This window comes from Amycolatopsis sp. NPDC048633, from assembly GCF_040650695.1.
In the GTDB taxonomy this organism is placed as follows: domain Bacteria; phylum Actinomycetota; class Actinomycetes; order Mycobacteriales; family Pseudonocardiaceae; genus Amycolatopsis.
The window spans coordinates 38,276-57,267 of sequence record NZ_JBEZHS010000002.1 but is presented as its reverse complement, the minus strand read 5'-3'; the positions used below and the strand labels follow the sequence as shown (position 1 = coordinate 57,267).

14 protein-coding genes are annotated in these 18,992 nt (G+C 71.0%); 2 read left to right on the top strand and 12 right to left on the bottom strand.

Annotated features, from left to right (window positions below):
• Window positions 1-2 precede the first annotated feature (2 nt).
• Entirely contained in the window at window positions 3-1,571 is a 1,569-nt protein-coding gene (locus tag AB0C38_RS06840) for a hypothetical protein (protein ID WP_360667741.1), read from the top strand.
• Here AB0C38_RS06840 and AB0C38_RS06835 read toward each other — a convergent pair.
• Both AB0C38_RS06835 and AB0C38_RS06830 read right to left on the bottom strand, forming a co-directional pair.
• Window positions 1,568-2,419, bottom strand: coding sequence for an alpha/beta hydrolase (locus tag AB0C38_RS06835; RefSeq protein WP_360667738.1), 852 nt, complete (start codon window positions 2,417-2,419; stop codon window positions 1,568-1,570). The two genes, AB0C38_RS06840 and AB0C38_RS06835, sit on opposite strands and share 4 nt — an antisense overlap.
• Complete coding sequence (locus tag AB0C38_RS06830) at window positions 2,416-3,558, bottom strand: NAD(P)/FAD-dependent oxidoreductase (RefSeq protein ID WP_360667735.1); 1,143 nt, start codon at window positions 3,556-3,558, stop codon at window positions 2,416-2,418. Before AB0C38_RS06830 ends, AB0C38_RS06835 begins: the two co-directional genes overlap by 4 nt.
• A 95-nt stretch (window positions 3,559-3,653) precedes the next feature.
• Here AB0C38_RS06830 and AB0C38_RS06825 point away from each other — a divergent pair, with 95 nt between their 5' ends.
• Window positions 3,654-4,193, top strand: a complete 540-nt coding sequence (locus AB0C38_RS06825) for a TetR/AcrR family transcriptional regulator C-terminal domain-containing protein (protein WP_360667732.1) — start codon at window positions 3,654-3,656, stop codon at window positions 4,191-4,193.
• A gap of 108 nt (window positions 4,194-4,301) precedes the next feature.
• Here the strand turns inward: AB0C38_RS06825 and AB0C38_RS06820 are convergent, their stop codons facing one another.
• From AB0C38_RS06820 to AB0C38_RS06775, 10 genes are read right to left on the bottom strand one after another with little or no spacing between them, the layout of a single operon-like run.
• Window positions 4,302-6,131, bottom strand: a complete 1,830-nt coding sequence (locus tag AB0C38_RS06820; protein WP_360667729.1) for a copper-binding protein — start codon at window positions 6,129-6,131, stop codon at window positions 4,302-4,304.
• A 57-nt stretch (window positions 6,132-6,188) separates the two neighbouring features.
• A complete protein-coding gene (locus AB0C38_RS06815) occupies window positions 6,189-10,148 on the bottom strand; it encodes a ThuA domain-containing protein (protein WP_360667726.1) in 3,960 nt (1,319 codons plus the stop codon).
• Window positions 10,145-11,122, bottom strand: coding sequence for a multicopper oxidase domain-containing protein (locus tag AB0C38_RS06810; protein WP_360667723.1), 978 nt, complete (start codon window positions 11,120-11,122; stop codon window positions 10,145-10,147). The genes AB0C38_RS06815 and AB0C38_RS06810 overlap by 4 nt, the downstream gene beginning before the upstream one ends.
• A 19-nt stretch (window positions 11,123-11,141) precedes the next feature.
• Entirely contained in the window at window positions 11,142-11,996 is an 855-nt protein-coding gene (locus AB0C38_RS06805; protein ID WP_360667720.1) for a TIM barrel protein, read from the bottom strand.
• Between the two features lie 9 nt (window positions 11,997-12,005).
• Window positions 12,006-13,010, bottom strand: a complete 1,005-nt coding sequence (locus tag AB0C38_RS06800; protein WP_360667717.1) for a sugar phosphate isomerase/epimerase family protein — start codon at window positions 13,008-13,010, stop codon at window positions 12,006-12,008.
• Entirely contained in the window at window positions 13,007-14,149 is a 1,143-nt protein-coding gene (locus AB0C38_RS06795; protein ID WP_360667714.1) for a Gfo/Idh/MocA family oxidoreductase, read from the bottom strand. Before AB0C38_RS06795 ends, AB0C38_RS06800 begins: the two co-directional genes overlap by 4 nt.
• 34 nt (window positions 14,150-14,183) lie before the next feature.
• Window positions 14,184-15,239, bottom strand: a complete 1,056-nt coding sequence (locus AB0C38_RS06790) for a substrate-binding domain-containing protein (protein ID WP_360667711.1) — start codon at window positions 15,237-15,239, stop codon at window positions 14,184-14,186.
• Between the two features lie 24 nt (window positions 15,240-15,263).
• A complete protein-coding gene (locus AB0C38_RS06785; RefSeq protein ID WP_360667708.1) occupies window positions 15,264-16,271 on the bottom strand; it encodes an ABC transporter permease in 1,008 nt (335 codons plus the stop codon).
• A complete protein-coding gene (locus AB0C38_RS06780; protein ID WP_360667705.1) occupies window positions 16,268-17,770 on the bottom strand; it encodes a sugar ABC transporter ATP-binding protein in 1,503 nt (500 codons plus the stop codon). Before AB0C38_RS06780 ends, AB0C38_RS06785 begins: the two co-directional genes overlap by 4 nt.
• Window positions 17,767-18,963, bottom strand: a complete 1,197-nt coding sequence (locus tag AB0C38_RS06775; protein WP_360667702.1) for an ROK family transcriptional regulator — start codon at window positions 18,961-18,963, stop codon at window positions 17,767-17,769. Before AB0C38_RS06775 ends, AB0C38_RS06780 begins: the two co-directional genes overlap by 4 nt.
• Between the last annotated feature and the right edge of the window lie 29 nt (window positions 18,964-18,992).

Here is an 18,992-nt window from a genome sequence, read left to right as displayed (position 1 = left end):
GCGTGCGCGGCCAGCGGATCTCCGTGCGGAACGTGGCCGACCTGGCCCGGGCCGGCTTCGAGATCGCGCGGCAGCCGGTGACCAAAGTGGACTTCGAGGTGCACCACGCGGTGGCCCGCCCCGGCTACCTGCGCGAGCTCGTCACCACGGACTCCGAGAGCACGGTCTTCCTGGAAACCCTGTGCTCGGCCACGAACGGCGCCGGCGTCGTGATCGGCACCCGCACCCGCAAGCCCCTCGACGGCACCGAGGTGGTCGAGCGCGTCGACGGCCAGCAGCCGGCGGAACGCCCCGAGCAGAACGCGGGCGGCTGGGTGTTCCACCAGACGACGTCGCCCAACCCGACGTTCATCTACGAGTCGGCGCAGACGTTCGAGGGCCTGATCGCGATCGACCCGGCGGCGCACGAGGTGTACGAGTGGCACGGCCTAGCCGTCCGCGACCTGGTGCGGGAGATCTCCGACGCCGCGTCCTCGCTCGTCGACGCGCCGCTGCTGTCCCTGCAGTGCCCCGCCCAGCTGCCGACGCTCGTCAAGACCCGCAACCACGACCTCCGCACCCGCAAGGAGGTCGCGCCGCCGTGCGCCTCGCTGGCCGTCCGGTTCTCGATCGCGCTGCGGGACGCGTCCGCCGCCGCCCGGTTCGACCTGGCCGACCGGTTCCGGGAGCTGTGCGAGAAGCACGGGTTCAGCTTCTGGCTCGCCGACACGCGGCCGGGGCACCGGCAGGGCAACTGGTTCGAGGTCTACCACGCCGACGGCGAGTTCTCGCCGCTGTACAAGGGCGACCTCCGGTCCCGCCAGCGGATCGGCACGGTCCTGCCGGTGACGTTCGTCGGGCCGGCGCGGATCGGCTCCACGGACGCGATCGTCTCCTTCCTGCAGCGCTACCCCCAGGTGGGGGTGGTCGGCTGCGCCGCCACGACGCTGTCGGACGTCGCGTTCGTCCACCTGCAGCTGGCGATCCACGGCGTGGCCGCCGACCGGCTCAACCGCATCCTCGGCAAGCTGCTCGGCGAGTCCACCACCCCGGCCCGGCCGCACAAACTGCTGCGCGAGCTGTTCAAGCGGCTCGGCCTGCCGCCCGACCCCGACGGGCCGAGCCCGGCCGCCCAGGACCCGACCGGCGACTACCAGACGTTCACCGGCCCCGCGTTCGCCTACCGCGCGCACCAGATGCCGGACTGCATGGCCGTGTGGGTGTCGTGGGAGATCGCCCGCCAGCAACGGGGCCTGGCCGCCCCGCTGGACTGCCTGTACCGCGCGCTGGCCCAGGTGGCGCCCCGGGTGTCCCCGGAAACCACCGGCTCGGCGGGCGACCTGGCCACCGTCGAGTACCTCATCTGCCGCGCCACCGAGCAGTCCGTCGTCCGGGGCAAGGCGAAGCTGGCGGTGCCGAAGTCGGTCCTGCGCCAGTTCTCCTCCGGCGGCGTCGAGCTGCCCGCGTCCAAGCTGTGCGCGTCACTGGAGGAGGCGTGGAAGGCCCACGTGGACCAGTCCGGTGTGGACGGAGTCGGTGAGCTGACGGTGGCCTGGCGCGAGTCCTGGCTGGGCCACTGGACCTACTCCTAGCCCGGCCCGCCGAAGAACTCACGCAGTTCCCCGGCCACGACGAGCGGCGCGCCGTCGTCCTCCGGTCCCGAATGGCCGACTCCGGGGAGGGAGACGCGCCGCGCGTGCGGGAGGACGTCGGCGAGTTTTCCCAGGGCCCGGCTCAGGTATCGCGCGCTCTTGGATCCGCCGAGGAGCAGCACCCGCGCCTCGATCGCCGCGTAGTCCGCGGCGGTGTCGGCCAGCTCCTCGATCACCTGGATGTCGAAGTGGAGCGTCGGGATGAGCGCCTCGACCGGCACCTCCTCCGGTGATCCCTCGCCCTGCAGCCGCGCGCCCACGGTCAGGAGCGGCACCAGGGCGAAGCGCGGGATCCGGCTGAACAGCGACGGTTCGGCGGCCAGGCCCTTCATACCGGTGACGAGGGCGGCCGCGCTCCTTCCGGCGGCGACCTCGCGGTCGAAGCGCGGCAGCCAGGCTGTCGGCACCGACCCGTCGATCGACAGCGGTGGCTCGTAGAGGGCGATCCGGTCCAGGGCGGGCGTGACCAGGGCCGTGCGCAGCACGACGAGGGCGCCGGAGCTCAGGCCGAAGACCCGCGACGCGCCGGTCGCGGCGACGAGCGCCTGCAGGTCTTCGACCTCCTGCCGGACGCCGAAGCCCGCGCCGTGCGGACCGCTCAGCCCGCGTCCGCGCCGGTCGGGCACGCAGACGGTGAACTCCGCCGACAGCGCGGCGGCGAGCTTCGTGAAGTGCTGCGACGCCAGCATCCCGCCGTGGACGAGGATCAGCGCGGGGCCGCGGCCGAGGCGGCGGTAGCCGATCGTGGTCCCGTCGGCCGACCGGACGTGCTCGTGGACGACGGTCATCGCGCGTCTCCCCCGGCCGGGATGAACCGGCTCAGCGCCCGCTTGCCGACCTCCACCGCCGCGTTCCCGCGGTCCAGCAGGTCTCGCTGGTACTCCGCCAGGGCCGGGAGCAGGTCGTGGCGGCCCTGATCCACCTCGGCCAGCAGCGCGCTCAGCCGGACGGCGTCCTGCATCGCGGTGGCGGCGCCGTTCCCGCCGCTGGCCAGCGTCAGGTGGGCGGCATCCCCCAGCAGCGTCACGCGGCTCACCGGCCACGGCGGCATCGGGCGGTCGAAGACCTTGGACCGGCCGACGGCGCTCAGGTCCGCGCCGCGGACCAGGTCCCGGAGCTCGGAGTGCCAGCCCTCGATCAGCTCCAGCACCAGCTCGCGGGCTTCCTCCCGGGGCGGCGCGGTGGCCGCCGGGTGGTCCGGCGGGACGAGCAGCACCCACCGGACGTAGCTTTCCCGGTGCGGCATGGGCAGACCGGGAGTGAGCTCGGCGGCGGCCTCGGAGGGCTCGCGGTCGAACTGCATCCGGCCCAGCATCAACGTGATCTCCGGGCCCTTGACCATCGTGCCGCGTCCCGGGACGAGCCTTCGGAAGCGGTCGGTGGCCGGGGTGCGTCCCATCGCCCCGCACAGGTCGGCGTCGACGAGCCGGACCTCGGGCACCAGCCGGCGCCGCACCGCGGAGCTCCCGCCGTCGGCGCCGACCAGCACGTCACCGGTGGCCTGGGTGCCGTCGGCGAAGAAGGCGGTGACGGTGTCCTCGTCGGTGAAAGTCTTCACCCGCTTCCCGAACGAGACCCGGTCGCCCAGCTCGCCGAGCAGGACCTGCCGCAGCACCTGCCGGTCGAACGCCCGGCTCTCCTCCGGTCCCGGCAGGTCGCTGCTGAGCAGGGTGAGCTGCTCGTCGAACAGCAGTCCCGGCCCGGTCAGGCTGCCGCTGGTGGCCTCGGCGAGATCGTAGAGCCGCGGCGGCAGACTGGCCCGCAGCGCCTCCATCGCCACCGGCGAGAGGCCGATCCGGTAGCCCTGGGTGCGTTCGCCGGTCCCGTCGTCGGCCTCGAACACCCGGACGTCGAGGCCCGCCCGGACCAGGGCGTGCGCGAGCGTCAGGCCGCCGAGCCCGGCGCCGATCACCAGAATCCGTGTCATCGTCTCTCCCCCATTCCTAGGTGAACAACGTTCACGTGTACATTGTTCACGTAGGCGAGGCAGACCTGTCAAGCCCGGATTTTCGGAGGACTTTCGTGGGGCAGCGGCGCACCGAGGTACTGCAGGCGGCCATCGAACTCCTCGACGAGGCCGGCTTGGACGCGCTGACGATGCGGCTCCTGGCGAGCCGGCTCGGCGTCCGCGCGAGCGCGCTGTACCGGCACTACCCCAGCAAGCAGGCCCTGCTCGACGCGATGGTCGCGCACCTGGTCAAGCCGGACGGCGACGGCTTCCCGGCGGACGCCCCCTGGGACGAGCTGCTGCGCGGCGCGGCATCGGGCATGCGCGAGGTGATGCTGGCCCACCGCGACGGCGCCCGCCTGATCTCCGGCTTCCACGACCCTGGCGACGACGCGATCGCGGTGTTCGAGCACCTGGTCACGACTTTGGCCGGCGCGGGCGTGCCGGCCGGCATGGCGACGGTCGCGGTGGACACGGTTCTGGCTTACGCCAACGGTTTCACGATCGAGGAGCAGGCGCGGAAGACCGCGTGGCCTCGGGAAGAGCGGGACCAGGCTTTCGGCGGCGGCCTCGATCTGATCATCGCGGGCATCAGGGGATCACTGCCGGCGTGACGCCAAGCCCGCACAGGGGCCTCCCCGGAACGCAGTGAATGACTCATTCCTGGCGTCTGGCGCCAGGAATGAGTCATTCACTCATGCGAACCGAGCCACGCGCAAAAGTCAGAGCGCCTTCTTCACGTCGCGGCCACGGACATCGGCCGCGCCGGCCGTGCCGCCGATGTCCGACTCGATCGCCGCCGTCACGATGCGGTTGCGGTCGCCGCCGGACAGCACTCCGTTGCCGACCAGCTCCTGCGTCACGGCCTTCACGTGCTTCACGAACCGGTCGTGCGACGCGTATTCCGCGTTCTCGTCGATGACGTCGTTGAGCGTGCAGCCGTTGCCGATGTCGATGTTCTCCACCTGGCTGTCGACCCCGCCGATCACCACCGTCTCCCGGGTGTCCGAGACCGGGCACGCATCCGTCGGCGGTGGCGCGGCCGCGACCACCGTGAACGCACCGAACACCTCCAGCGAGGCGTTTCCGGCGACGTCCGTGGCCCGGGCACCCACGGTGTGCGCGCCGAGTGCGGAGACGACCACCGGCGCGGTGTACCGCGTCCACGCTCCACTGTCCACTTTGTACTCCACCGGGCCCACCCCGGACCCGGCGTCGGTGGCGGTCAGCGTCACCGACGCTTGGCCGACGTACGACCAGTCGCCGTCCTGCTTGCCGCTCACCGCCAGGGACACCACCGGCGCCGTCGTGTCGCCGCCGGCGACCACGGTGAAGGACACGCTCGCCGGAGCGGACGTGTTCCCGGCGACGTCGCGAGCCCGGTAGTCGACCGTGTGCACGCCGGCCGCGGTCACCGGAACCGGTGCGGTGTAGGCCGTCCACGCTCCGCCGTCCACCCGGTACTCCACCGCCGCGACCCCGGACCCGGTGTCCGTGGCCACGACCGTGACCGTCGCCTTGCCGACGTAGCTGCCGTCGGCGTCCTGCGTACCCGCGAGCGACGCCGTCACGGTCGGCGGTGTCGTGTCGCTCTTCACCACGGTGAAGTCGGACATGCCCTCCGGTGACGTGTTCCCGGCCTCGTCGGTCGCCCGGAAGTGGACCATGTGCTCACCCGCGCCGGTCACGGCGACCGGTGCGGTGTAGGCGGTCCACGCGCCACCGTCCAGCTGGTACTCAACCGAGGCCACTGCCGAATCGGCGTCCGTCGCCGTCAGCTTCACCGTGGCGACATCGACGTAGTTGCCCGACGAGTCTTGAGCACCGCTGATCGCCGCGGTCACCGTGGGCGGGGTCGTGTCCCCCTGCCCTTCGACGATCGTGAAGTGCTCCATGCCCTCATCGGAGGTGTTCCCGGCGACGTCGGTGGCGCGGTAGTGGAGCATGTGCATGCCCACGGCCGACACCACCACGGGCGCCGAGTAAGCGGTCCAGCTGCCGCTGTCCAGCTGGTACTCGACCGAGGCCACCCCGGAGCCCGCGTCCGTCGCGGTCAGCGAAACCGTGGCCGACTCGAGGTAGTTCCCCGACGGATCGCGATCGCCCGCCACGGCGGCGGTCACCGTCGGCGCGGTGGTGTCGCCGGTGCCGTCGGAGACGACGAACTCCCCCACCATCGTCGTGTGCCCGGGGATCGTGCAGAAGTACCGGTACTTGCCCGGCGTGAGCGTCACGACCGCCTCGTGCCGCCCGTTCTGCGGGTCGAACGGGTTGGCCACGACGTTGAGGTTCACGTCGTGGTTGTAGCCCTCCGTCGAGGTGTCGAACGTCAGGGTGTGCGACATCCCCGTCGTGTTGCCGGTGGCTTCGCTGTTCTCGAAGACGATCGTGGTCTCGCCGGGCAGCGCGCCCGTCGGCGCGGACGCGTATTCGGTGGTGCTGTTGTTCCCGGTCCAGGTCAGGGTCTGGACCGGCGCCGCCACCGCGAGGGTGGGGAGCCCGAGCAAGACCAGGAAAGCGGCCAGCAGCACGGCGATCGGTCGTGGGGACATCGCGGGAAACCTTCCTGGGAGGAACGGGGGCCGGGCGCGAGCCCGGCCCCCGTCGCGCTACAGCTGCCGCACCCGGATGTTGCGGAACTCGGTCAGATCGTTGTCACTGTGGTTCTGCAGCCCGATGAACCCGCTGACGAACTGCCGCAGATCGGTCGGCGGATCACCGGCCCGGGACGACTGCTGGCCGGGCGTGTTGTCGAACTCGTTGATCACCACGCCGTTGCGGATGATCGTGTAGTGCTGCCCGACGACCTTGACCTCGTAGTCGTTCCAGGTCGCCTTCGGCCGCGCTCCCGCCTGATCGAGCGGGCGCGGGTCGAAGTTGTAGACCGACCCGGTCTTCTGCGGCTCGCCGGTGGCACCGTCGTAGATCTGGATCTCGTGGCCGCAGTAGATCGCGACCCACGCCTGCGACGTCCGTGCCGAGCCGACCGTGCCGCAGCTGCCCGGTGGCCGCTGGTCGAGCGGTGTCCTCGGGTCCGGGAACCGGACGAAGACCCCGGTATTGGCCCGGTTCGGGTCCGGGGCGATGTCCTTGAACTGGAGTTTCACCGAGAAGTCGCCGTACTGGCGCTGGGCGTACCAGAGCATGCCCAGCCCGCCGGCCGAGCGGATCGAGCCGTCGGGCTGGAGGGTGAACTCTCCCGACGGTGCCTGTGCCCACCCGCGCAGCGACTCGGCCGTGCCGTCGAAGATCGCGTCGTAGCCGGTGGTGCCCGGCTTCCCGATCGGCGACGCCTCCGCCGCCGCGTTCAGCTCGGCCGACTCGGCGTCGTTGAGGACGCCGATGTCGGTGAGCGTCTCGGTGGCCTGCTCGACATGGTTGACGAAGGCCGCGTGCGTGCTCCACGTGCTTTCGTCGTCGATGAAGTCGTCGACCGTGCAGCCGCCGCCCGCGTTCCGGTTCGGCACCTTGGTGATCGCGTCGCCCAAGGTCACCACCGGACTCGGATCCGCCACCACGCACCCGACGTTCACGGCCGTCCGGGTGGTCACCTGCTCACCGTTGGCATAGGTCACGGTCAGCTTGGCGGTGAAGATCCCGGTGCGCGGGTAGGTGTGCCGCGGGTCGGCCTGGGTGGAGACCGAGCCGTCGCCGAACTCCCAGCGGTAGGACACGCCGCCGGACTTCGAGCCGACGAACGCCGCTGTCAGCGCCTTGTTCTGCACCATCGTCGACGTCGCGGCCGGCGCCGGGGTCGGCGCGCCGCCCGTGTAGCTGATCTTCAGCAGCTTCTGGTTGGCGTCCAGGGAGAAGAAGCCGTTGCCGTAGTCGAGCACGTACAGCGCGCCGTCCGGCCCGAACTTGGCGTCCATCCAGCTCTGCACCCGGGTGTCACCGGACCCGCCGGGGATGATCTGCCGGAACGTCTCGGCGAACACCGGCGGCTGGTGCGTCGGCACGCCCGCCGGGTCCACGGTCACCGCGACCCGGTTCTGGGAGTTGGACTCGTCGCCGATGAACCACTTGTTGTCCCAGTACTCCGGCCACGCCACGCCGCTGTTCGTGTTGACCAGCGAGCGGTGGTAGGTCGGCCCGGACATGACCGCCTGGCCGCCACCCCGCAGGTACGGCTGCGTGTAGGTGGCGTCCGCCGCGTTGTACGTCGGGATCGAGCTGCCCGGCCGCTTCGGGAAGACCGGCCCGCCGCCGTCCGGCGAGTACCAGATCATGTTGTCCTTGATCGGCGGCAGGTTCACCAGGCCGGTGTTGCGCGGCGAGGTGTTGACCGGGTTGTCGCAGTCGTACCAGCCGGTCAGCTCCGCGGCGTTCGTGCTGCTGCGGTCGCGGTAGGGCTGCCGGTTGCCCATGCAGTACGGCCAGCCGTGGTTGCCGGCTTCGGTGATGATCGTCGCCGTCTCGTACTTCGCCGGCCCGAGCTCGGGACTCGGCGACGACGCGTCGGGGCCGACCCAGCCCGCGGTCATCCAGTTGTGGACCGGGTCGATCTGCAGCCGCGAGATGTTGCGGACGCCCATCACGTAGATCTCCGGGCGTGTCTTGTCCGCCGGCCCGTTCGGGAAGAGGTTGCCCTGCGGGATCGTGTACGTCCCGTTCGCCTCCGGGTGGATGCGCAGGATCTTGCCGTCGAGGTCGTTGGTGTTGCCCGCCGTGCGGCGCGCGTCCTGGAACGAGATGCCCTTGTAGTCGAGCGTCCAGTTGTTGCCCGAGTAGCCGTTCGAGCCGCCCGAGGAGTTGTTGTCCCCGGACCCGACGTAGAGGTTGCCGTCCTTGTCGAACGCCATGCCGCCGCCGGCGTGGCAGCAGCTGTGGATCTGCACGTCCCAGGACAGCAGGTCCTTGCGCGTGGCCTGGTCGAGCGTCTGCGCGGTGGCGTTGTAGGTGAACCGCGAGACCGTGCGCTTGCCGATCCGCTTGTCGCGGTCGATCGACGCGTGCGGCATCCAGTAGGCGTACATGAAGCCGTTCTCGGCGAACTTCGGGTCCAGCGTCAGCCCGAGCAGGCCCTCTTCGTTCTTGACCAGCTCGTCACCGCTGCCGCGGTTGCCCATCACCGGGAGGGTCGTGAGCAGCTTGACCTTCTTGGTGACCGGGTCCCACTGGTGGACCGTGCCGCAGCCGAGGCCGACGTTCGGGTCGTCCCAGCTGACGATCGGCCCGGTCGGGCAGGCCGCCTTGCCGATGTAGAACACCTTGCCGTCGGGGGCGATGGTCAGCCCGTGCGGCTCGCCGATCTGGTCGAGCTGCCCGGCCGCGTTCTTGCCGGTCAGCTTCTCGATCTTGTAGTTCGCGGCGATGCCGGCCTGGCAGTCGCCACGCACCATGCCGGTCGTCCAGCGCAGGGCGCCGAGCAGGTGGCTGCGGAACTGGTCTTCGCCGTAGGACGATTCGGTGCGGCCCATGCCGGTGTAGAAGGAGCGGCCGCCGTCGTAGTCGCGGCACCAGGAGATCGGGTGGAACGCGCCGTTCGCGCCGACCCCCGGGTTGTAGCCCTTCTCCTCGACCTGCGCGACCGTGTGGACGGTCCCGACCGGGTTGGACTCCCAGTTGAGCCAGCGGTCGGTGCGCGTCCAGTTCTGCGGCAGGCCGGCGGTGGCCGGGTGCTTGCTGTCCAGGACGTCGAGGACGGCCTTCTGCGGTGCCGGCTCGGGCGGCGGCGGGGTCGTCGAGGTGTCCTTGAACAGCTTGAAGTCGGCGAGCTGGATGAGCGGCTCACCCGCGTTCGCGGTGATGTTCAGCCGGTAGTTCGGGTAGACCGTGGTGTTGGCGAAGGTGAAGGTCCGGGTCTGGAACCGGTCGGTGAACGTCTCGTTCGTGCGCGTGTCCAGGTCGGTCCACGTGCTCCCGTCGGCCGAGCCCTGCAGGGTCCAGCTCTTCGGGTCGCGGCCGGGGAAGTCGTTCGCCGACACCAGCGAGTAGCTGCTGACCGCGACCGGGGTGGCCAGCTTGTAGGCCGCCCAGCCGGTCGTCGCGCGCGCCAGCCACTTGGTGTTTTCGTTGTTGTCGGCCAGCTTTTCCTTGGTCTCGTCCGGCGGGTTCTCCGCGCTCGCGGTCACCGACGCCACCGTCTCGGGCGTCGGGCGGGCGCCGACCGGGCGGGCGCCGATCAAGCCGGTGAACCACTGGGACGAGTCCTGCGCGCGGGCGGCGTCGGAGATGCCGAGGAACCCGCCGCCGGCCTTCATGTAGGCCTGCAGCGCGGCTTCCTGCTCACGCGCGAGCGTCACGCCCTGCGCCGACAGGAAGACCACGCCGCGGTACCGGGCGAGGTTCGCGGTGCTGAACACGGCGGGGTCGGACGACGCCGTGACCGTGATGCCGTTGTCCTGCCCGAGCCGCGCGATCGCGTCGGCGGCGCGGAGCACCGGGTCCTTCTGGTCGGCGGCCGCGCCGTGGAAGACCAGCACGTTCACCGCGACGTTCGCCGCCGGCGCCGCTTGGGCCACCGGCATCGTGATCAGCGGGGCCCCGGCCGCGAGGACCGCCCCGATAGCGAGCACCAGCGCCCCGCGCCGGCCGAACCATCGTCTCTTCATGGCTCCCCTCCTCATGCGTGTGTCCGGCCGTCGGGGTTCATGTCGTGCCCGGCGTGGCCGTGCTCCTTGAACCGGTCGATCGCTTCCTGCGCTCCGTCGGGCAGGCTGCCGTCGGGGTTGCGGACCAGGAAGAGGCCCACCATCCCGCCGTCGGAGTGGGTCTGGACGTGGCAGTGGTACATCCACACCCCGGGTCCGACGCCTTCGCCGGCCAGCACCTGGAAGCCGAACGAGCTGCCGGGGTCGAGGTTCTTGTTGTCGACGATCTGGGCGTTGTCGGTGGCGCTGCTCAGCATCCCGGTGCGGGTGTCGGCCCAGCGGTGCCCGTGGAGGTGGAACGTGTGCGGCAGGCTGCCGTACCCGATGCAGACCCACTCGACGCGCTCGCCGAGCCGCGCCTCGAACATGGGCGTGTCGGGCGCCATCTCGTGGTTGATCATCATCTCGTTGAACACGACGGTGTACTGCCGGCTGGGCAGCAGGTCGCCGCGCTTGCGCACGATCAGCCCGCCGTAGAGCCCGCGGGCGAGCCCGCCGGTGCCGTGGTCGGTGCCCATCGCATGGTCGTGGTAGTGCCAGTACCCGGCGCTGCCCGGCATCCAGAACCCACCGCTGGCTTCGTAGCGGGTCCGCGTCTTCCAGGTGTAGGTCCGGGTCTCGCCCGGCTTGTTGAACGACGCGTTGAGCGGGGCGCCGTCGGACGCGGTGTCGTAGATGACGCCGTGCGGGTGGATCGACAGCCGCTGGTCGGTCCGGTTGACCAGTTCGATCTCGAGGGTGTCGGCCTCGTAGATCTCCAGCAGCGGCCCCGGAATCGTCGCTTTGCCCGGTTCGAGCCCGTAGCCGTAGAGGCCACCGGGAAGCGCTTCCGCGTAGATCGTGATCTTGCGGGTCAGACCGGCCGCCGACGCCGTGTCGGCGGCGCCGATGGCGGGGACGAGCACGCCCGCGGCGGTTCCGGCCAGCATCGACCGACGTGACACTCGCATGTGGATTTCCCCCGGGGTCTCAGAACCGAACGGTGCGGAGGTATTCGAAGCCGACCTTGGCGGTGTTGAGCGGGTCGGTCGGCTGGTCGTGCTCGACGATGTACTCGCCGATGTTGTGGCAGGAAGCCGCGAAGATGCGCGGGAAGTTGATGACCCCGGCGCCGGGGTCGACCATCTGCCCGTCCGCGGTCCGGTCCTTCACGTGGTACTGGGTCACGCGCGGGTAGTTGCGCCGGAACAGCTCGACCGGATCCGCGCCGCCGTTGACCGCCCAGAAGAGGTCGATCTCCAGGTGCACGTCCCGCTTGTTCGTCTTCTTGGTGAGGACGTCGTACGGGACCACCCCGCCGATCGGCGCGAACTCGTGGTCGTGGTTGTGGTAGCCGAGCGCGAGCCCGGCCTTCTTGAAGGCGACCGCGGCCGTGTTCATGCGGCCCGCGAAAGCCTCCCACTCGGCGATGGTGCCGAAGTTCGCGTACGGCACCACGACGGAGCGGTTGCCGAGGACCTTCGCGTCGGCGATCGTCTGATTCAGGTCGCCGTCGATGCCGACGTGCGTCGAGGACGCCTTGATGTGGTTGCGGTCGAGGATGGCGCGGAACTCGGTGGCGCTGCGGCCGTACGTCCCGGCCAGCTCGACCTTGCGGTAGCCGATGTCGGCCAGCGCGGAGAGCGTGCCTTCGGGGTCGTCCTGCAGCAGCGAACGCAGGGAGTAGAGCTGGATGCTGATCTTGTCGAGCGGCACGCGCCGGCGGGCCGGGGAAGCGTCCGCCGTGCCGGGCAGGGCGATGGCCGCGGCCCCCACCGTGAGGGCCGCCGTCGCCACGTTCAGGAATGTCCGCCGGGAGTGCTGTTCTGGCCGGTCACCGCACATGGAACTCCCTCATTTCTGGTTGCTGAAAGCCGCGTCGAAAGCCGCCGACGGCTGGTCGAACAGGTGCTCGCGCAGGTATTTCACCGCCTCCGCCGCGCCGCGGAGGCGGTCCATCCCGGCGTCCTCCCACTCCACCGAAACGGGGCCGGTGTACCCGATCGAGTTCAGCGCCCGGAAGCAGTCCTCCCAGGGGACGTCGCCGTGGCCGACGGACACGAAGTCCCAGCCCCGGCGCGGGTTCGCCCAGGCCAGGTGCGAGCCGAGCCGGCCGTTGCGGCCGTCGAAGCGCTTCTTCGTGTCCTTGCAGTCGACGTGGTAGATCCGGTCGGCGAAGTCGAGGATGAACCCGACCGGGTCGAGGTCCTGCCAGACGAAGTGCGACGGGTCCCAGTTCAGCCCGAACGCGGGCCGGTGGTCCACGGCCTCGAGAGCCCGCTTGGTCGTCCAGTAGTCGTACGCGATCTCCGACGGGTGCACCTCGTGCGCGAACCGGACGCCGACCTCGTCGAAGACGTCGAGGATCGGGTTCCACCGGCGGGCGAAGTCCGCGTAACCGTCATCGATGTCATCGGCCGTGACCGGCGGAAACATCGCGACGTACTGCCAGATCTTCGACCCGGTGAACCCGATCACCGTGTCCACGCCGAGCTTCGCCGCCGCCCTCGCGGTGTCGGCCATTTCGGCCGCCGCCCGCTGCCGGACGCCCTCGGCCTCGCCGTCTCCCCAGATCCGGGACGGGAGGATCGCGCGGTGCCGGTGGTCGATCGGGTCGTCGCAGATCGCCTGCCCGACGAGGTGGTTCGAGATCGCCCACACCTTGAGCCCGTGCTCGGCGAGCACGGCCAGCCGGCCCGGCACGTAGTCCTCTTCGGACAGTGCGCGGTCGACCTCGAAGTGGTCGCCGGAGCAGGCGATCTCGAGCCCGTCGTACCCCCAGTCCGCGGCGAGCTTGCAGACCTCGGTGAACGGCAGGTCCGCCCACTGGCCGGTGAACAAGGTGACCGGACGGCTCATCGGGGCACCTCGGTCCACGCGGCCTGCGCGGAAGCGCTTTCCTCCACGGCGTGCAGCACGCGCTGCACGCGCAGGCCGTCCTCGAAGCTCGGCTCGGGATCGGTGCCCGCGCCGATGGCTTCCAGGAGGTCGGCGACCTCGTTGGTGAACGTGTGCTCGTAGCCGAGCAGGTGGCCCGGCGGCCACCACACCCCGACGTACGGGTGCTCGGGCTCGGTGACGAGGATGCGCCGGAACCCGGCCTCGGTACCGCCGCCCTCGTACCACTGCAGCTCGTTCATCGACTCGAAGTCGAACGCCAGGCTCGCCTTCGACCCGTTGACCTCCAGCCGCATCGCGTTCTTTCGGCCCAGCGCGAACCGGGTCGCCTCGAAGCTCGCCACGGCTCCCCCGGACAGCCGGGCCAGGAACAACGCGGTGTCGTCGACCGTCACGTCGTCCGTCCCGCCGTTTTCGGACGGCCGCTGCTTCACGAAGGTGTCCGTCAGCGCCGAAACGCCGGTGATCACGTCGCCGGTGACGAACTGCGCGGCGTCGACGATGTGCGCGCCGAGGTCCCCCAGCGCGCCCGAGCCGGCGGATTCCTTGCGCAGCCGCCAGGTCATCGGCGACTGCGGGTCGGACAACCAGTCCTGCAGGTAGACCGACCGCACGTGCCGGATCTCCCCGAGCGCCCCGCTCGCCACCAGCTTCCTGGCGTGGGCGAGCGCGGGCACCCGGCGGTAGTTGAACGCGACCATGGCCCGTACCCCGCGTTCACGGGCCTTCCGCGCCGCCTCGGCCATCGCCTCGGCCTCCGCGACCGAGTTGGCCAGGGGCTTTTCGCACAGCACGTGCTTCCCGGCCTCCAGCGCGGCGATCGCGATCTCGGCGTGGCTGTCGCCCGGCGTGCAGACGTCGACCAGGCCGACGTCGTCGCGGGCGATCAGCTTCCGCCAGTCCGTCTCGACGGCTTCCCAGCCGAACTTGGCCGCTGCGTCACCGGCCCGGGTCTCGTCGCGCCCGGCGAGGACGGCGAGTCTCGGCACCAGCGGCGGATCGAAGAACCGGTGGACGCTGCGCCAGGCGTGCGAATGCACCGCACCCATGAATGCGTGGCCCACCATCCCGATCCCGATGGTTTCCCGTGCCGGGCTCATACCCCTCCTTCTTGCTGTGCCTGCGGTTTCCGGGTCAGGAGTCGAAGCCGACGTCGAGGTACTGGTCGACGTTCTCCTTGGTGACGACCGCGGAGTACGTGGTGATCTCGGCCGGGATGTCGTGCTCGGCGAGGTCGCCGACGCCCTTGTTCTGCCCGAGCAGACGGGCCAGCGCGATCGCCGTCGAGGCCATCGACGGGCTGTAGAGCACGGTCGCCTTGATCGGCGATGCGTCGGCCTTGATCAGCGTCATCATGTTCTTCGAGCCGGCGCCGCCGACCATGAAGAACTCCTTGCGGCCCGCGGTGTCGATCGCGGCGTTGACGCCGATACCCTGGTCGTCGTCGTGGTTCCACAGGGCGTCCAGCTTGGGCGCGCTCTGGAGCAGGTTCGCGGTCTGCTGCTCACCCGACTCCGACGTGAACTGCGCCGAGACCCGCGGGCCGACCTTGAACCCGGCGCGTCCCAGCGCGTCCGAGAAGCCCTTGCTGCGTTCCTGGGTCAGCGGCAGCGAGTCGATCCCGGCGACCTCGCCGATGACCGGGTTGGCGACGTTCTTGGCCTTCAGCTGTTTCGCGATGTAGTTGCCGGCGTTGACGCCCATCCGGTAGTTGTCGCCGCCGATCCACGTTCTATAGGCGAGCGGCGTGTCGAAGACGCGGTCCAGGTTGATCACCGGGATCCCCGCGTCCATCGCCTGCTGCCCGACCGAGGTGAGCGCCTTGCCGTCGAAGGGCAGGATCACCAGGACGTCGACCTTGGCGTTGATCAGCGTCTCCACCTGGGAGATCTGCTGGTTGACGTCGTTGGTGCCCTCGGTGGCGTTGAACTTCACCTCGGTGAACTTCTGCGCCTGGGCTTTGGCGTTCTTGGTGATCGCGGCGATCCAGCCGTGGTCGGCGGCCGGCGCGGAGAAGCCGATGGTGATCGGCTTTCCCGGCTGGGCGTTGTTGCCCGCGTTGGCGACCGGCGCGTTCGACTCCGAGTTCGCGGGCGTGTTCGACGTGCAGCCGGCCAGCAGCGCGCCGGCGCCGACCGCGGCGCCGCCGAGCAGGAACCCCCGGCGGCCGAGGAAGGGTTGATCGGTCATGACGACCTCCAGAGGTGGTGACTACTACGACCCGGTCCTGGCTTTCCTGGCCCGGAACTGCAAGAGCACGGCGAGCACGATGATCACGCCTTTGGCGATGTTCTGGATGTCGGTGTCCAGGTTGTTGAGCGTGAAGAGGTTCGACAGCACCGTGAAGATCAGCACGCCGATGAGCGTGCCGATGAGCGAGCCGCGGCCGCCGGTGAGCAGCGTGCCGCCGATGACCACCGCCGCGATCGCGTCGAGCTCGTAGAACATGCCGTTGGTCGACGCGCCCGCCGTCGTCCGCGCGACGACCATGAGCGCGGCGATCCCGCAGCAGAGCCCGGCCACGCCGTAGACGAGCGCGAGGTGGCGCTTGACGTTGATCCCGGCCAGCCGCGACGCCTCGATGTTGCCGCCGACCGCGTAGGTCCGGCGGCCGAAGGTGGTGCGGTTGAGCACCACCCAGCCGACCGCGAACACCAGGGCGAACAGCCAGATCAGCACCGGGATGCCGAGCAGCGCGCCGCGGAAGAAGGCGAGGAAGTCCTGGTCGGCGACAACCTGCGTGCGACGGCCGCTGAGCCGCTCGGCGAGCCCGCGGGCCGAGACGTACATCGCGAGCGTCGCGATGAACGGCACGACCTTGCCGTAGGAGACGAGCACGCCGTTGACCAGCCCGCAGCCGAGACCGACCGCGAGTCCGCAGACGACCATCACCCACGGTCCGTAGGACTGCGTCGCCAAGGTCGTCAGCCAGACGCTCGACAACGCGACGATCGAACCGACGGAGAGGTCGATGCCGCCGCTGATGATCACGAACGTCATGCCGACGCTCACCACGCCGATCGCCGCGGCCAGCCGCAGGATCGTCGAGATGTTGCTTTCGGTGAAGAACAGCTCGGGCCGGGTGAACTGGCCGACCAGGCAGAGCACGACGAGCACGCCGGCCAGGCCGAGCAGGCGCGGGTCGGCCCGGAAGGAGAACCGCCGTCCTTCGGGGGACAGCGCTCTCGGTGCCTGCCCTGGTGGTGCTTCGGTGTCGGTCATGCCGCGCTCCCCTCGAGAATCACGTCGAGCACCGCGGCCTCGGTGAGGCCGGCGGAGGGCCGGTCGGCGAGGACGCGGCCCTCGCGCAGCACCAGCACCCGGTCGGACAGCCCGAGCACCTCGGGGATCTCGCTGGACACCAGCACGATCGCGACGCCGCTCGCGGCCAGCTCGTCGATCAGCCCGTACAGCTCGGCGCGGGCGCCGACGTCGACGCCGCGCGTCGGCTCGTCGAGCAGCAGCACCCGGCAGCCGCGGACCAGCCAGCGCGCGAGCACCGCCTTCTGCTGGTTGCCGCCGGACAGCGTGCGGACGATCCGCCGCGGGTCGGCGGGCCGCAGGTCGAGGCGCCGCAGGCTCGCGCCGGCGTCGTCGAGCTCCCGGCCGCGGTCGGTGAACCCGAACTTCGCGTAGTGGCCGAGGCTCGCCAGCGTCACGTTGTGCGCCACCGACAGGTCCAGCAGGAGCCCCTGGCTCTTGCGTTCCTCCGGGGCCAGCCCGATGCCCGCCTTGACGGCGGCGCGGACGTTGCCGGGGCTCAGCGCTTTCCCTTGGACCGTCACGGTTCCGCGGTCGGCGCGGCGAGCACCGAAGATCGTCTCCAGCAGCTCGCTGCGGCCGGACCCGACCAGCCCGGCGATGCCGACGACCTCGCCGGCGTGGACGGTGAAGCCCACGTCCTCGAACTCCCCCGCGCGGGAGAGGTCGCTGACCTCGAGCACCGGGGTGGTCCGGTCCGCGTGGCCGTCGTGGCGGGGCCCGAAGACGGTTTCGACCTTGCGCCCGGCCATCAGCGCGACCAGGTCCGCGGTCGGCGTGGTGCGGGCGTCGAGGCCGGTGCCGACCGTCCGGCCGTCCTTGAGCACGGTCACCCGGTGCCCGATCCGGCGCAGCTCCTCGAGCCGGTGCGAGATGTAGACGACCGCGACGCCGTCGGCGGTCAGCTCGCCGACGATGCGGAAGAGGTTGTCGACCTCCTCGCCGGCCAGTGCGGCGGTGGGTTCGTCCATCACGAGCAGCCGGGCGTCGTGGGCCAGCGCGCGGGCCATCGACACCAGCTGCTGGCCGGCGGCGGACAGCTTGCCGACCTCGTGCCACGGCCGGATGCCGGGGTGGCCCAGCCGGGCCATCAGCCGGGCGGCTTCGTCGCGGGCCTGCGAGATCCGCGTGAACCCGAGCCGGGCGCGCTCGTGGCCGAGGAAGATGTTGTCCGCCACCGAAAGCCCAGGCACCAGGTCGAGCTCCTGGTACATGGTGGCGATGCCGAGGCGCAGCGCGTCGACCGGCGACCCGAGCTCGACGCGTTCTCCCTGCCAGGTGATTTCGCCCGCGTCCGGCCGGTGCGCCCCGGACAGGACCTTGATCAGCGTCGACTTCCCCGCGCCGTTCTGCCCGAGCAGGCAGTGCACCTCGCCCGGTTCGACGTCGAGGTCGACGCCGTCGAGCGCGCGCACCCCCGGGAAGCTCTTCACGATCCCGCGAACGGAAAGCAGGCTCATACCGAGGCCTCCTCGGTGGCGGGGGCGAGCGTGGGGTCGGCGAAGAGCCGCTCGGCGGCCAGGTAGGCGGCGCCGCGCAGCGGTGCTTCGAGGCCGAACTCCGACGGCACCACCCGGGCGTGCCGTCCCGACTGGCCGTGCGCGGCGAGCTCGACGCGGACCGGTTCCACCAGCCACTCCCCGAGCTCCGCGAAGTAGCCGCCGAGTACGACGACGTCCGGGTCGAGCACGTCGACCACGGTGGACAGGGCGACGCCGAGCGCGACGCCGAGCTCATGCACCGCCGTCGCCGCGCGCTGGTCGCCCCGCCGCACGCGGTCCTTCAGCAGCGCCACCCGGCGTTCGACGCCGAGGGCGGGGTCGTGCAGGGGGTCACCCGGTGACGCGGCCGCGCGCAGGAACGCGGCCAGGTTCGCCTTCGTCTCCAGGCAGCCCGTCCGGCCGCAGGCGCACCGCTCGCCGGACGGGTCGACGGCGATGTGCCCGACCTCGCCCGCGAAGCCGCGCGCGCCGCGCAGGATCGTGCCGCCGGAGACGAACCCGCCGCCGACGGCCGTTCCGCCGCCGAGGTAGAACAGCTCGCTCCCGACGCCGGCGACCGACTCGGCGAGCGCGCCGAGGTTGGCGTCGTTGTCCACGGCGATGGCCGTGGCGGGCAGGTTCAGCCGGGCGGCCATCAGGCCGGCGATCTCCGCGTCGCGCCAGCGCAGGGCCGGGGCGAGCCGCAGCACGGCGGCGGCCGAGTCGACCAGCCCGGGCACCGAGATCGCGACGCCCACCGGCGGGCCGGGCAGCACCCGGTGCGCGAGGTGGGCGAGCTCGTCCATGCCGCGCTGGAGCCCGGCCGCGGCGACGTCGACGGTCTCCGCCCGCTCGGCCAGGACCTGCCCGGACAGGTCGGTGACCACCGCCGACAGCCGATCGGCCTCGATGCTCAGAGCCAGCGCGTACGCGTCTTCGCCGTGCAGCTCGACCAGCCGGCTCGGCCGCCCGTTGCCGGCGAGGACACCGGCGGGCCGGACCAGGCCCCGCTCCGCGAGTTCGGCGAGCAGCCCGGGGACGGCGGACTTGGCGATCCCGCAGCGAGCGGCCAGCTGGGTGCGCGACAGCGGGCCCGCGCGCAGGGCGCGCAGGACCGCGGCGAGGTTCGCCGTACGCGGGCTCGCCGAGTCGGCTCGCCTGGTACCGGTCACGGCCACGTTGCCCCCAGCTGCTGAACAGA

Bases quoted from the DNA above. Each gene is read 5' to 3' on its own strand.
- AB0C38_RS06835 (WP_360667738.1), bottom strand. From the start codon at position 2,419: ATGACCGTCGTCCACGAGCACGTCCGGTCGGCCGACGGGACCACGATC.
- AB0C38_RS06830 (WP_360667735.1), bottom strand. From the start codon at position 3,558: ATGACACGGATTCTGGTGATCGGCGCCGGGCTCGGCGGCCTGACGCTC.
- AB0C38_RS06820 (WP_360667729.1), bottom strand. From the start codon at position 6,131: ATGTCCCCACGACCGATCGCCGTGCTGCTGGCCGCTTTCCTGGTCTTG.
- AB0C38_RS06815 (WP_360667726.1), bottom strand. From the start codon at position 10,148: ATGAGGAGGGGAGCCATGAAGAGACGATGGTTCGGCCGGCGCGGGGCG.
- AB0C38_RS06810 (WP_360667723.1), bottom strand. From the start codon at position 11,122: ATGCGAGTGTCACGTCGGTCGATGCTGGCCGGAACCGCCGCGGGCGTG.
- AB0C38_RS06805 (WP_360667720.1), bottom strand. From the start codon at position 11,996: ATGTGCGGTGACCGGCCAGAACAGCACTCCCGGCGGACATTCCTGAAC.
- AB0C38_RS06800 (WP_360667717.1), bottom strand. From the start codon at position 13,010: ATGAGCCGTCCGGTCACCTTGTTCACCGGCCAGTGGGCGGACCTGCCG.
- AB0C38_RS06795 (WP_360667714.1), bottom strand. From the start codon at position 14,149: ATGAGCCCGGCACGGGAAACCATCGGGATCGGGATGGTGGGCCACGCA.
- AB0C38_RS06790 (WP_360667711.1), bottom strand. From the start codon at position 15,239: ATGACCGATCAACCCTTCCTCGGCCGCCGGGGGTTCCTGCTCGGCGGC.
- AB0C38_RS06785 (WP_360667708.1), bottom strand. From the start codon at position 16,271: ATGACCGACACCGAAGCACCACCAGGGCAGGCACCGAGAGCGCTGTCC.
- AB0C38_RS06780 (WP_360667705.1), bottom strand. From the start codon at position 17,770: ATGAGCCTGCTTTCCGTTCGCGGGATCGTGAAGAGCTTCCCGGGGGTG.